Annotated in this window: 11 protein-coding genes; 2 read left to right on the top strand and 9 right to left on the bottom strand. The window is 42.4% G+C overall.

Translation table 11 applies throughout. The features are described from left to right. Positions 1-12: 12 nt before the first annotated feature. The 3 genes from CD03_RS0117670 to tgt form a co-directional block, all read right to left on the bottom strand. A complete protein-coding gene (locus CD03_RS0117670) occupies positions 13-1,446 on the bottom strand; it encodes an extracellular solute-binding protein (protein WP_027294783.1) in 1,434 nt (477 codons plus the stop codon). 181 nt (positions 1,447-1,627) lie between these two features. Then, positions 1,628-1,936, bottom strand: a complete 309-nt coding sequence (gene yajC / locus CD03_RS0117675) for a preprotein translocase subunit YajC (RefSeq protein WP_044289468.1) — start codon at positions 1,934-1,936, stop codon at positions 1,628-1,630. A gap of 82 nt (positions 1,937-2,018) precedes the next feature. Next, on the bottom strand, positions 2,019-3,161 hold the full coding sequence (gene tgt, locus CD03_RS0117680; RefSeq protein WP_027294785.1) for a tRNA guanosine(34) transglycosylase Tgt: 1,143 nt from the start codon (positions 3,159-3,161) through the stop codon (positions 2,019-2,021). Between the two features lie 286 nt (positions 3,162-3,447). Between tgt and CD03_RS0117685 the strand changes: the two genes are divergently transcribed. Then, positions 3,448-7,704: a 2-hydroxyacyl-CoA dehydratase gene (locus CD03_RS0117685; RefSeq protein ID WP_242849117.1), complete on the top strand. Its 4,257-nt coding sequence runs from the start codon at positions 3,448-3,450 to the stop codon at positions 7,702-7,704. A 159-nt stretch (positions 7,705-7,863) separates the two neighbouring features. Here CD03_RS0117685 and CD03_RS0117690 read toward each other — a convergent pair whose 3' ends face one another. The 6 genes from CD03_RS0117690 to CD03_RS0117715 all read right to left on the bottom strand — a co-directional run bounded on the left by CD03_RS0117690 (position 7,864) and on the right by CD03_RS0117715 (position 13,735). Beyond that, complete coding sequence (locus CD03_RS0117690) at positions 7,864-8,538, bottom strand: uracil-DNA glycosylase (RefSeq protein WP_027294787.1); 675 nt, start codon at positions 8,536-8,538, stop codon at positions 7,864-7,866. Positions 8,539-8,550: 12 nt separating this feature from the next. Beyond that, on the bottom strand, positions 8,551-9,312 hold the full coding sequence (gene hisF / locus CD03_RS0117695) for an imidazole glycerol phosphate synthase subunit HisF (RefSeq protein WP_027294788.1): 762 nt from the start codon (positions 9,310-9,312) through the stop codon (positions 8,551-8,553). A gap of 13 nt (positions 9,313-9,325) precedes the next feature. After that, complete coding sequence (gene hisH, locus CD03_RS0117700) at positions 9,326-9,931, bottom strand: imidazole glycerol phosphate synthase subunit HisH (protein ID WP_027294789.1); 606 nt, start codon at positions 9,929-9,931, stop codon at positions 9,326-9,328. A gap of 244 nt (positions 9,932-10,175) precedes the next feature. Next, positions 10,176-10,814: a hypothetical protein gene (locus tag CD03_RS0117705; protein WP_027294790.1), complete on the bottom strand. Its 639-nt coding sequence runs from the start codon at positions 10,812-10,814 to the stop codon at positions 10,176-10,178. A 247-nt stretch (positions 10,815-11,061) separates the two neighbouring features. Next, positions 11,062-11,586, bottom strand: a complete 525-nt coding sequence (locus tag CD03_RS0117710; RefSeq protein ID WP_044289470.1) for a hypothetical protein — start codon at positions 11,584-11,586, stop codon at positions 11,062-11,064. Positions 11,587-11,737: 151 nt separating this feature from the next. After that, entirely contained in the window at positions 11,738-13,735 is a 1,998-nt protein-coding gene (locus CD03_RS0117715) for an FAD-dependent oxidoreductase (RefSeq protein WP_027294792.1), read from the bottom strand. Between the two features lie 449 nt (positions 13,736-14,184). On the opposite strand from CD03_RS0117715, the gene CD03_RS0117720 reads away from it, so the two are divergent. Then, a complete protein-coding gene (locus CD03_RS0117720) occupies positions 14,185-14,721 on the top strand; it encodes a PadR family transcriptional regulator (RefSeq protein WP_027294793.1) in 537 nt (178 codons plus the stop codon). Positions 14,722-14,762: the final 41 nt, after the last annotated feature.

Consider the following 14,762-nt stretch of genomic DNA (forward strand, 5'->3'; position numbering starts at 1 on the left):
CTTACTTCCCCATTAATTGGCCTGCGTTGTCTCCAACTTCTCTGTTAACTGGCTCAGCCATGCTTCAAAATTTTCCTGTGTATTATATTTGGCAATCGCTTCATCCCTGCCCGTACCATTTTTTATCAATGCATCAATAGCCTGTTTGTCTTCCTTTGCCTTATCCGACAAACTGTATTCCAGAATATCCCTGGCTGTTTCACTTCCTTCAAAAGCTTTGGCTGTATAAAATTTGTAAGTATCGGACATCTCAAATGCAATATTCAGAGTTTCTTTCATAACGGAATCAATTTTCCCATCCTCATAATTTGCCAGGGTTGATTTCAACTTTTCACTTGTCTTTGCTTCTTTTTTAACCGGAAGATATCCAGATTCAATGGAGAAAGCCATATTCTGCTCAGTATCTGTGAACCATTTCATAAATTCTACGGAAGCATACTCTTTTTCCGGAGTGGATTTGGTAACTGCCATGCCCGCTCCCTGCTGTACCGCATAGTTTTCTCCGCCTTCAAAAACCGGAGCTTTTAATGCCATTGCTTCAACCGGATAGCTGTTGCTGTCATCGATAAAGACTTCTTTCGGAAAATAAGTAGCGGATGTGGTAGATCCCACAAAAGCCAGAAGATCCCCTACTTTTGCATCATCGGAACGGAACTTGCCATAGGCTCCGAAATAACCTTTTATGTAAGGAACATAGTAGCCGTCCCAGATCTTTTTCATCACTTCTTTGTCTAGCTGAAACTCCACTTTTCCATTTTCCACTTTAAAAATTTCTGTCCCAAGCTGTTTTGCTCCAATGAGTAGATAATTCGCCATTGCATCCCTGCCAAAGAATGCCTTTCCGCCGGACCAGTCATAATATTGTTCCGAAACGTCAATCAATCCTTCTAATGTCCCTAGTTCATTTATATCTGCCCCTGTTTCCGCAGCGAACTTGTCCCAGTCTGTCTTATTGAGCATCATCATCTCTGTTGACTTCGCCGTTGGGAAAATTTTCAATTCATTCTTTTCTCCCATTCGTCCTTCTTCAATATAAGCCGGGTCATACTGTTCCAGTTCTTCTTTACTCAGATAATCATCTAAATTTGCAACCAGACCCTTTTTATCTATTTCATACACCGTATTGGTATAACCCAGAAAAATACTGGGCATATCGGAAGTTCCGACTTTCTTGTTCGCAGTATCCAGCACTTTTTCCGATAACTCCGGTATGCTCCCGCAGTTTAAAGCACTTACAACAATTCCTTCTTCCAGTCCAACCGTGCTGTTAAATTCTTTAATCATATTGTCCAGCGCATTCTGCTGGTTTCCGCTGTAATAATGCCAGATGTCAATATTCACCGGATTCTTTGGATCTAACTTTACTTTTCCTTTTGAACTACACCCACCTAATGCAACTGCAAATAACCCTGCTGCAATCCCAAAAGCCAACAATTTCTTTTTCATAATTTTCACTCTTTCCGTATTATAATCTCTTTTTATTTAAGGATGCATATAGAGGCTATTATATCATATTTTTACCAACTGAGATACCATTATATTTGGATGAAAGGATAATATTATTGCTCCCAATTCCAGAAAATTCACAACAAAAAAGATACCGGCATCCCGGTATCTTCAATAAACCTTATTCAGCTTCTGGCTTTTCAACTTCTGCAATTGCAGCTTTTCTCATTGGAATTCTGCAATTCTTATTGCTTCCAAATTCTACAATCACGTCTTCATCTGTAATATCAATTATAACACCGTAAAATCCTCCGGTAGTTACGATACTATCTCCTACAGCAAGATCAGACAGCATTGCATTTAATCTCTTCTGCTCCTTCTTCTGCGGTCTGATAGCAAAAAAGTACATTGCTGCACCAATTACTACTACGTAGAGAATTAAAAGACCCATTCCACCTGCAGCTCCGCCGGCACTCAAAACATTACTCATGTGTGACTTCCTCCATTTCTTTTTCACTCATAAATTACATAATACACAAATTCTGCCAAATCATCAAGTATTTTTTAATAATTTAGCGAATTTTAATGTTTCCCTGTTCAAAACCCTCTAATTTGGCTTTTTTGTACTCTGTGTACCGTCCCTGTTCTATCGCTTCCCGGATTTCTTCCATCATGTGATTGTAGAAATACAGATTATGAAGTACGCACAGCCGCATTCCCAGCATTTCCTTCGCCTTTAACAAATGGCGGATATATGCTCTGCTGTAATGCCGGCACGCCGGACACTGGCAGCCTTCTTCTATTGGCTTGCCATCCAGTTCGAATTTTGCATTAAACAGATTCAGCTTGCCCTGATTGGTATAGACATGCCCATGGCGTCCATTTCTGCTGGGGTATACACAGTCAAAGAAATCCACCCCCCGGTCTACTGCTTCTAAAATATTTGCCGGTGTTCCCACTCCCATGAGATAGGTTGGCTTTTCCAAAGGAAGGTGCGGCACCACCGCGTCCAGTATCCGGTACATTTCCTCATGTGTTTCTCCTACTGCCAGGCCGCCGATTGCATATCCGTCCAGATCCATCTGTGCAATCGTTTTCGCATGTTCAATACGGATATCTTCGTAAATCGCCCCCTGATTTATCGCAAATAATAATTGGTCTTTATTAATGGTATCTTCCAGGCTGTTCAGTCGTGCCATCTCTTCCTTACATCTTGCCAGCCATCTTGTGGTACGGTCAACAGAATTCTGTACATATTCTCTGCTTGCCACACTGGATGGACATTCATCAAATGCCATGGCAATGGTAGATGCCAGATTCGACTGTATCTGCATGCTCTCTTCCGGTCCCATAAATATCTTTCTGCCGTCAATATGGGAACTGAAATATACACCTTCTTCTTTTATCTTACGAAGTCCGGCCAGGGAGAACACCTGGAATCCGCCGGAATCGGTCAAAATAGGTTTGTCCCATACCATGAATTTATGCAGTCCGCCCATTTTCCTGACTACATCGTCGCCTGGACGTACATGCAGATGATAGGTATTGGAAAGTTCTACCTGCGTACCGATCTCCTGGAGGTCCGTTGTTGCCACAGCTCCCTTAATCGCCGCTGCAGTCCCCACATTCATGAATACCGGAGTCTGAATAACTCCATGTACCGTGTGCAGCTCGCCTCTTTTTGCTTTACCGTCTTGTTTTATAAGTTTGTACATTGATATTACCTGCTTTATGTTTATTTTAGTTTATGTTAAAAAACATTCCAGAGTATTTTAACATATCTTTCCTTAAAGTACAAGTTTTGCAATCCGACATCTTTTAATCATCTTTTAATAGGAAATCATTTCCGCAATTTAGGATTGTATTTTAATTTGATTTGTCGTATAATGTAGCGTGGTATTCAATGCCATACAAGATGTAGTATACCAGCCGGCCTCTTTGGCTATTCATGCTGTTCTGGCCTGCTGCACAGCAACTCTCACATAGATTGGAGGCACATAAATGCAAAACGATATAAATGAAACTGCCTTACATAGTCTGGGAATTGACATTGGTTCTACCACTGTTAAGATTGCAATTCTGGATCACAACCGGAATCTGTTGTTTTCAGACTATGAAAGACATTATGCCAATATTCAGGAGACCTTGTCTTCTTTATTAAAAAAAGCTTTTAACCAGCTGGGGGAACTTTCCCTGGCTCCTATGATTACCGGTTCCGGGGGACTTACCCTCGCCAAACACCTGGGTGTTCCATTTGTCCAGGAAGTAATCGCTGTGTCTACAGCGCTTCAGGATTATGCACCGCAGACCGATGTTGCCATTGAACTTGGCGGCGAAGACGCTAAGATTATATACTTTGAAGGCGGCAGCGTGGAACAGCGTATGAACGGTATTTGTGCCGGAGGTACCGGTTCTTTTATTGATCAGATGGCATCCCTCCTTCAGACAGATGCTACGGGACTAAATGAGTACGCGAAAAACTACAGCTCTCTTTATACGATTGCTGCCCGCTGCGGAGTTTTTGCGAAATCAGATATCCAGCCTCTGATCAATGAAGGGGCAACAAAAGAAGATTTATCCGCATCTATTTTCCAGGCTGTTGTAAACCAGACCATCAGTGGTCTCGCCTGCGGAAAACCGATTCGCGGCCACGTAGCATTTCTGGGAGGACCGCTTCACTTCCTTTCCGAGTTAAAACAGGCATTTATCCGTACTTTAAACCTGGATGACGAACATGCGATTACGCCAAACAATTCCCATTTGTTTGCAGCGATTGGTTCGGCACTGAATCATGATCCAAAGGTTTTAACTTCATTGGAAGCATTGACCGGGAAGCTCTCCTCTGCCATTAAGATGGAGTTTGAAGTGGCACGAATGGAACCACTGTTTGAATCGGAAGAAGATTATGCGAAGTTTAACGTAAGACAGAGTAACTATAACGTGGTAACAGATGACCTGAGTTCTTATGAAGGGCTCTGCTTCCTGGGCATTGATGCCGGCTCAACAACAACAAAGGCTGCTCTCGTAGGCGAAGACGGTTCTCTATTATATTCATTTTACAGCAGCAACAACGGTAGTCCATTGAACACTACGATTTCCGCAATCAAAGAAATCTATTCCCTGATGCCGGATTCTGCAGCTATCGCCTACTCCTGTTCTACGGGATATGGGGAAGCTCTGATAAAAGCGGCTCTCATGCTGGATGAAGGCGAGGTGGAAACGGTTTCCCACTATTATGCTGCAGCTTTCTTTGACCCGGAAGTTGACTGTATCCTGGACATTGGCGGCCAGGATATGAAGTGTATTAAAATCAAGAACCATACCGTTGACAGCGTGCAGTTAAATGAAGCCTGCTCCTCCGGATGCGGCTCCTTTATAGAAACCTTTGCCAAATCCCTGAATTACAGCGTACAGGATTTTGCAAAAGCCGCTCTTTTTGCGAAGCATCCCATTGACCTTGGTACCAGATGTACCGTATTCATGAACTCCAAGGTAAAGCAGGCACAAAAGGAAGGTGCAGATGTCTCCGATATCTCTGCCGGCCTTGCTTATTCTGTTATTAAAAATGCATTATATAAAGTTATTAAGGTCTCAGATGCTTCAGAACTGGGACGTCATATTGTGGTTCAGGGTGGTACTTTCTACAACGATGCTGTTCTGCGAAGCTTTGAAAAGATCGCAGACTGTGAAGCAATCCGACCGGATATTGCCGGTATCATGGGGGCATTTGGTGCCGCTCTGATCGCCAGAGAACGTTATGACGAAAATAAAGAAACTACCATGCTTTCTATCGACAAGATCAATAAGCTGCAGTTCACTACTACTATGGCGAAATGCAAAGGCTGTACCAACCACTGCCGCCTGACGGTAAACCGTTTTACCGGCGGACGCCAGTTCGTAAGCGGCAACCGCTGTGAACGCGGTCTTGGAAAAGAGAAAAATAAAGACAATATTCCAAACCTGTTTGACTTTAAAAATAAACTGATGTTTTCCTATACACCGCTGGAAGAGGACGAAGCAGTCCGCGGCACCGTAGGTATTCCAAGGGTTCTGAACATGTATGATAATTACCCGTTCTGGTTTACATTTTTTAACCAGTTGAAATACAAAGTTGTGCTCTCCCCTCCTTCCACCCATAAGATTTATGAACTTGGCATTGAATCCATACCAAGTGAATCGGAATGTTATCCGGCAAAATTAGCTCATGGTCATGTGACCTGGCTGATTCGTCAGGGAATTAACTTCATTTTTTACCCATGTATTCCTTATGAACGGAACGAATTCCCGGAAGCTAACAACCATTACAACTGTCCGATTGTAACCTCTTATGCAGAGAATATCAAAAATAATATTGAAGAAATTAAGACTGAAAAGATTAACTTCTCCAACCCGTTCCTGGCATTTACCAGTGTAGAAACCATCTGCTCACAGTTATACAAAACCTTTCCGCGTATTCCGGCAGCGGAGATCAAATCAGCTGTACAGGCAGGATGGGATGAATTGGAGCGTACAAGGCTTGAAATGTACCGCAAAGGGGAAGAAACCATTGCCTATTTAAAGGAAACCGGAAGACACGGAATTGTCCTTGCCGGCCGGCCATACCACATCGATTCTGAAATTAATCACGGTATTCCCGAACTGATCAACTCCTATGGAGTAGCAGTTCTGACCGAAGACAGTGTTTCCCACTTAAATCAGCCGGAACGTCCCTTAATTGTTATGGATCAGTGGATGTACCACAGCAGGCTCTATGCTGCTGCGAACTATGTTAAGACTACGGAAAATCTGGATCTTATCCAGTTAAACTCCTTCGGCTGCGGGCTGGATGCCGTTACCACCGACTCGGTGAATGACATTCTTGCCAACTCAGGTAAAATTTACACCTGCCTGAAAATCGATGAAGTAAACAATCTGGGAGCTGCCAGAATCCGTGTCCGCTCACTTCTCTCTGCTATCCGCGTAAGAGAAGAACGTAAAATATGCCGCTGTATTCAGCCGGCTAATATGAAACGCGTTGTTTTTACCGAGCAGATGAAGAAAGATTACACGATCCTCTGTCCCCAGATGTCACCGATTCACTTTGGTCTTCTGGAAGCCGCTTTCAACACTTCCGGCTATCGGTTAGAGGTATTAAATACAGATGATAAGGCCGCAATTGACATGGGTCTGAAATACGTGAATAACGATGCCTGCTTCCCTTCACTGATCGTAGTGGGACAGATTATGGATGCCGTACACTCCGGAAAATACAACCTGGATAAAACAGCAGTCCTGATTTCCCAGACTGGCGGCGGCTGCAGGGCAAGTAATTACATTGGTTTTATCCGCCGTGCCCTTGAAAAAGCAGGTTACCCGAATATCCCGGTTATTTCCATTAACTTAAGCGGACTTGAGAAAAACCCTGGATTTAAAATCAACTATTCCCTGATAACCAAAGGACTGTATGCCGTAGTATTCGGTGACCTTTTCATGCGATGCCTCTACCGTATGCGTCCTTATGAAAAAGTAAGAGGAAGTGCCAATGCGCTGCACCAGAAATGGGAAGAACGCTGCATGCGGTTTATCTCCCAGCGCCATCCGTCTTTCCTGGAATTTAAAAAGTTATGCCGCCAGTTAATCAGGGACTTTGATGCACTGCCTATCCTGGATATCAGAAAGCCGAAAGTCGGTGTCGTAGGTGAGATTCTGGTTAAATTCCTGCCCGCTGCCAACAACCATCTGGTTGAACTTTTAGAGGCGGAAGGTGCGGAAGCAGTTGTGCCGGATCTGATGGACTTCCTGCTCTACTGTTTCTATAACACCAATTTCAAAGCAGAAAACTTAGGGATGAAGAAATCCTCCGCCCAGTTTGCAAACGCAGGTATCAAGGCACTTGAATTTATAAGAAGTGCCGCTTCCAAAGAACTGGAAAAAAGCGTTCACTTCCATGCACCGGCAAAAATTGAGGATCTGGCTGAATTTGCTAATCCAATTGTCTCTATTGGAAACCAGACCGGAGAAGGTTGGTTCCTGACCGGAGAAATGCTGGAACTGATACACAGCGGTACCAATAATATTGTATGTACCCAGCCATTTGGATGCCTGCCAAACCATGTCGTAGGGAAAGGTGTTATCAAAGAACTGCGGCACAGATACCCGCTTTCCAATATCGTGGCAATTGATTATGATCCGGGAGCAAGTGAGGTTAACCAGCTGAACCGTATTAAACTGATGCTTTCCACGGCTCAGAAAAATCTAAAAAAAGAAATGGATGCATAAGTTTCGGAATCCATTTATAGTAAATGTAATAGAAGTTAAAAGAGAAAGAAATCCGCTAGTCGTGGGATTTCTTTCTCTTTTCTAATTTCATAATGCAATTTTATAATCCAAATCAAGGATTTTTTGTTTTAAGCATCGATCCCTGGGTACAGCAAACCATCAGATATTCTCAATCTGCCAGTCAATTGTTTCCATCCCATTACTTTTAAGAAATGCATTGGTCTTACTAAAAGGCTTACTGCCAAAAAAACCTCTGTAGGAAGACAGCGGACTTGGATGCGGCGCTTCCAGAATCAGATGTTTCGGATTATTAAGCATAGCCTTTTTCATTTGGGCAGGACGTCCCCAAAGGATATATACAATTGGTCTGTCCTGCTGATTTAATATGCGGATTGCCGCATCAGTAAACTCTTCCCAGCCGATTCCTCTGTGAGAATTTGCCTGATGCGCTCTTACGGTTAAAACTGTATTCAAAAGCAGAACACCCTGCTTTGCCCATTTCGTCAGATGTCCGTTATTTGGAACATAACAGCCCACATCATCCCTCAGTTCCTGATAGATATTCACAAGCGACGGCGGAATCTCCACATCAGGCTTTACGGAAAAACAAAGCCCATGTGCCTGACCGTCCCCATGATAGGGATCCTGTCCTAAAATCACGACCTTTACCTGTTCTAAAGGCGTAAATGCAAATGCATTGAAGATATCATCTGCTGCCGGGAAGATCAGTCTTGTCTGATACTCTTCCATTACTTTCTTATAAAGATTTGCATAATATGGTTTCTTAAATTCCGGTTTTAAAGGTACTAACCAGTCGTTACTGATTGGTGGCATACTCACTCCTCCTTACAATCTTACCGGCACATTTTTTCCTGCCAGGTATTTCTTTAGTTCTTTTATCTCGAGTTCTTTATAGTGAAACAGCGATGCCGCCAGAACTGCATCTGCCTTTCCTTCTGTTAATGCATCGTAAAAATGCTCCATGGTTCCGGCTCCACCCGATGCGATAACCGGAATGGAAACATTTTCTGCAATGGTTCTGGTAAGCTCTAAATCATATCCCGCTTTTGTCCCGTCACAGTCCATACTGGTCAGCAGGATTTCGCCCGCCCCCATTTTATCTGCTTTCATTGCCCACTCAACAGCATCCATTCCCACATCAATTCTGCCGCCGTTTTTATAAATATTCCAGCCTGAGCCATCTTCCCGCTTTCTGGCATCAATTGCCACCACAACGCACTGGCTGCCAAATTTGTCTGCCGCTTCACTGATCAGTCTGGGATTGTCAATTGCAGAGGAGTTGATTGAAATTTTATCGGCACCTTCCCGAAGAAGCGCCTTAAAATCATCTACCGAACGGATTCCACCACCCACTGTGAAGGGAATAAAGACATTTTCAGCCACTTTCCGGACCATGTCCACAACAGTCTCCCTTGCATCGGAAGAAGCCGTTATATCCAGAAATACGACCTCGTCAGCACCGGCCTTATCATATGCCGCCGCAATCTGAACCGGATCCCCTGCATCCTTCAGGTTGACAAAATTAACACCTTTTACCACACGTCCATTATGTACATCCAGACAGGGAATAATTCTTTTTGTAAACATCTTAAATATCCTCCTATAACCCTGCAAAATTTTTCAGTATCTGAAGTCCTGTATCACTGCTTTTCTCCGGATGGAACTGACAGGCAAACACATTTCCCTTTTCCACAGCTGCATGGATATCCGTTCCATACCAGGTAGTAGCAGCCACTGTTTCCGGTTCCTCTGCCTGCAGATAATAAGAGTGTACAAAGTAAACATACGCATCCTCTTCAAGTCCCGCAAAAAGCTTTCCCTCATTGGGATATTTCAAAGAATTCCATCCAATATGGGGAATTTTCAAATCATGATTATCCGGAATCCGCACAATCCTGCCTTTCAATATGCCAAGGCCATCTACGCCCGGGCTCTCTTCACTGCTCTCAAACAGCAGCTGCAAACCAAGGCAGATTCCAAGAAAAGGTTTCTGCATATCTGCCACTTCATGAATCACGTCAACTAATTTATATTCCTTTAATCTCTCCATTGCCTCCTTAAAGGAGCCAACACCGGGCAGAATAACCTTATCCGCCTTTAGAATTACCTCTCTGTCCCTTGATACTACCGGATTTTCTCCAAGGTGCATCAAAGCCTTTTCTACACTTTTCAAATTACCTGCATCATAATCAATAATCGCTATCATGTTGTCACTTCCTTATCCGGGTTATCATTATTATAAAATCCATTGAAAAAGGAATGCTGCCTCTATTTTGCAGCATTCCTTTACAGTTTATCATATTTATTTTCAAGATACAATTCCAAATCGACGAATTTCGCACTGTATCGCGGTAAAATAATTACTGTTCACAGGCAAGCCTATATACAGTAACTCCGCCTGCCCAGTTAAAGTCACCTTTGGCAAGGGACAGGCTCAAGTCCATGCACCTTTATATCTTCGAGTATCCATAACTGTTTACAATCGCATCCACAGGAACTTTCCTGGCACACATCGGACAGGCAGAAAAATCATAGGTCTGATAATCCGGAATGTCCTTCTCCGTAAAAATAGAGTTAATCTCCACATCTTTTGGATGGTACGCGCTGAAAACTGCAGAAATTCCCGCAATCTCTCCGCCGTAATACCGGATGCACTCCAGGCTTCTGCTAATGCTCTTACCGGTTGTAATGGAGGATAGTAAGAGAACCACATGCTTTCCGCGGATCATCATCTGCATGTTATCCCGGAAAATCAACTGACCGCCTGTATGCAGTTCCGGTGTAACGATATAAATTGTCTTATGCTGGTTCATAGACATAATGCCTGCCTGGCTAAGCTGCTGGGCCAGGTATGACCCGATTACTTCACAGCCATCCATACAGACAATCGTATCCACAAAAGTCGTCATCTCATACTTTCTCGCCAGAAGTTCTGCCGCAGCAGCCGCTTCACTCTGTCTTGCCTTTAAAGTGGTCATGTCAATATAATAATTGATATGAGAATGATTTGTTGCAAAATGTCCCTGGATGACCTTAATCGCTACCATTGAATTTGCTTTTGACTTAATTTTTACTGCACGTGTTTCCATACGCAATCCTCCTTATTTCAATACATGATCCGGTTCATCAACAAAAAGCTGTTTAGAAATTAATCATTGCTTTCATCAAGACTTTCAGATTGATGAGTACTTTTCCATGCTTATCTAAACAGGTTCCAGAAATATTTTACCATATTTATCCTTAATTAGAAAGATAATTTCACGTTTATCACATATATTTTCACAACAATGTGCAGTTTTCCTTTTATTAGATATGAATTCAAGATTTTACATAATCTTATTCTTCAATCAATAAGCTAACCGGATTCTGACTGACAGAAATACTTCTCTCCCGGATCTCCGGTGTCAGCTGCGCTAATTTGTCATGAACCCGTATAAAACTGGATTTCTGGTTAAAATATGCCGTTTTTTCAAAGGGCCAGCGGATAACAGAAGGATACTGGAATCCTACACCTAATTCCAGAATACAAAGCTTTCTGTTCAGCGTATTCTGAAGCCATTTTGTATACACCTCCCACTGGGGAAGATAGATCGATTCATCATAATTCTCATTGGTAACCACATTATTTACCGCATCACTCCCGCAGGGTGCCACAATCCGCTCCTTCTCCAGATCAGATTCATAAATGAAATCATCCGTATTCAATGTCACTACAAAATATGACTTACCTCCAACCAGCTCTTTTAATTTATCATAGGCCTTTTTTACATCCTCTTTTTTATGAGCTCCCTTAAAATCAGTTCCTATTCCTATTAAAATAAGGTCAGCTTCCTTTACTTTATCTAAAATTGTCTTTAACATGCCAAAAATCCTTTCTATTTATATCATCTTCACTCCCGTATTTGCTACGTTTGTAATTATAGCGTATCTTTACGAGAAAGACAACCGCAGATAGCTGTTAATGCAGAAGCTGTTAATTGTGGATTCCTCATTTATCCGGCCTATACACTTCTTATATGTGGTTTGCAACCTCAAATGCATCCCAAACCGCATACATAATATTACTTACTTTTTTCGCATCTCCAAGCAGGTATATTTCAGGCAGAAGTTCTTCTAACTCTTTATATAAGGAATTTTCTTCCTGATAACCTACTGATAAAATCACACTGTCGCAGGTCAATGATTTTGTACCCTCTTTTGTTTCATATGTTAAAATTCCATCCGCAAAAGAGCTTGCCCTGGCCCCGGTACAAATTTCAACATTGTAAAACGGCAGCAGTTTTTCCAGCATCTCCTTATTTGCCGAACAGATCGGACCATTGAGTTCCATGATCTTATCAAGGGCTTCCAGTATAGTCACTTTCTTTCCCTGTTTCGCAAGATGAAGGGCTGTCTCGCAGCCAACCAGGCCTCCTCCGATTACTGCACAGGTATTCACAACTTCTTTTTCCTGCAGTAGTACCTCAGATGCTGTATAGGTATGGTCATCATCCCCAAGTGAAAATACCTTCGGCTTTGATCCGGTTGCCACAATAACACAGTCCGCATTCTTTTCTAATACCATATCTCTTGTTAGTTCCGTCTCTAAATGTACCTCTACGTTTAATTCCTGAAGCTCTCCCGCATACCATTTCGCCAATGCAATATCATCTTCTTTAAAATCAGGTGCTCCACCTGCCAGCAGATTGCCGCCTAACGCTTTTCCTTTTTCATACAGCGCCACCTGATGTCCGCGGATTGCCAATACTCTGGCCGCTTCACAGCCAGCTGCCCCGCCTCCGGCTATCAGGATTTTTTTCGGACGAAATACCGGTGTAAAAGCATTTACACGTTCCCGCGCTGCCTGGGGATTCACCGCACAGTTTAATGCAGAATATTGCTGGATTCTTCCCATACATCCCTCCTGACAGGAAATACAGGGACGGATTCTCTTCTCCATTCCACTTCGCAGCTTCTGTACATAGTCCGGGTCTGCCAGCAGCGGTCTGCCAAGAGATACCATATCGCAGGTTCCGTCTTCAACTGCTTCCGATGCCATATCCGGGTTATCCATTCTTCCTGCACAGATAATGGGGATCTGTACGGTATCTTTCATAAGCTTTGCATATGGTCTGTAAAGTCCTTTTTCCTGATACATCGGCGGATGGCTCCAATACCAGGAATCGTAAGAACCAACATCTACATCCAGGGCATCGTAACCGTATCCTTCCAGCATTTTTGCCGCCTTTATTCCCTCTTCCAGATCACGTCCCTTTTCCTCAAATACTTCTCCCGGCAATGCACCATTCCGATAATCTTTTATAAAACTTTTCGGTGAATAGCGCAGTGTAACCGGAAAATCTGCTCCACAGGTCCGTTTGATCTCTTCCACAATTTCCTTTGCAAATCGAAGCCTGTTTTCCAGGGAGCCGCCATATTCATCTTCTCTATGATTAAAAAGTGCGATGGCAAACTGATCAATTAAATACCCTTCATGTACCGCATGAATCTGAACGCCGTCAAATCCTGCACGCTTTGCATTGTACGCACCTTTTCCCATTTGCTTCACTAAGGTATGTATTTCCTGGACAGTAATCTCCCTGCAAGTCTTATCCAGCCAGCGATGTTGGATCGGAGACGGTGCAACCGGAGGAAATTCTCCAAGATTTGTAGGTATCGTAACACGTCCAAAACCACCGGACATCTGTAAAAACACTTTAGCCTGGTAAGCATGAATCCGCTCCGTCATTTCTTTTGCAGTACGGATAAACTGAATCGGATTAAACGTGGACGACGGTGTATTGCCAACACCATGCTGCTCAATCTCTTCATCTACAAAGGTTACACCGGTAATGATCAGGCCCGTTCCTCCTTTGGCACGTTCTACATAATAATCAATACCTCGCTGATTAAATCCTCCCTGAAAATCTCCCAATCCCAGCGGTCCCATAGGCGCCATGGCAAACCTGTTTTTCAGCTGTACATTCCCGATTTTCACCGGTGTAAATAAATTCTTATATTTCTGATTCATATCTATTCTCCATTTCTTAAACATACTTTGTATTCTTCCTGGGTTTTGCTTAATATCTTATAACATACATTGTGTTCTTCCTGGGTTTTGCTTAATATCTTATAACATACTTTGTGTTCTTCCTAGGTTATGCTAAATATCTGGCAGCAAATGCTGTCAGCATTTCCCCTCCCTTTTAACCTCACTTCGAATAGTTTCTACCACCTTTAAAATACTATCCTTAACATACATCTTGCTCCACTCCTTTCATTTAAATTAGCTTCATTATAAAACTCCTTTTAAACTATGTCAATATTTACATGTTTATATTTATATATTTTTTTCATATGTCTATATTTTTAAAGAAAACTATGATAAAATAAGCAAGAAGGTATGATGGTATTGATCTGATACCTGAAATGATATTAATAATTAAAATTACTATATAACTTCATAAGGAGTCTTTCTAAATGAGAACACTAAAATATGCTTTACTGGGAATAATTAATCGCTCCCCATCCACCGGCTATGACATTATGAAATATTTTAATCAAACTCTTAATAACTTCTGGTATGCAAAACACAGCCAGATTTATCCTGAACTAAACAAATTATGTAACGAAGGATTGATTTCATGTGAAGTGGAAATAACCGGCACAATTCAGGAGAAAAAGCGCTATACCATAACAGAAGCCGGAAAAGCCGATCTGATGAACTGGCTCTCCAAAGATGAGCCCTTAGATCCTACCCCAAAAGATAAATTCAGGCTTCGCATTTATTTCTGTGAAAATTACACAACAGCGGAAATGAAAGACATGTTTCTCAGCGAACAGTCAAAACATTTCGAAAAACTAAAAAACCTGGAAAAAAATATGGCTGAATTTCAGGAACTTCCAAAACCAGGAACATCTGCATTTGGAGATTATCTAATTTTACGAAGTGCAATTATGCGGGAAAACATGACATTGGACTGGATAACAGAATCACTGGAATTATTAGAAGTATAGAGTATAGAAGAACATTACACATGTGGTGTCCTGCCCACGGG

The organism is Robinsoniella sp. KNHs210 (genome assembly GCF_000686105.1).
GTDB classification, from domain to species: Bacteria; Bacillota; Clostridia; order Lachnospirales; family Lachnospiraceae; genus Robinsoniella; species Robinsoniella peoriensis.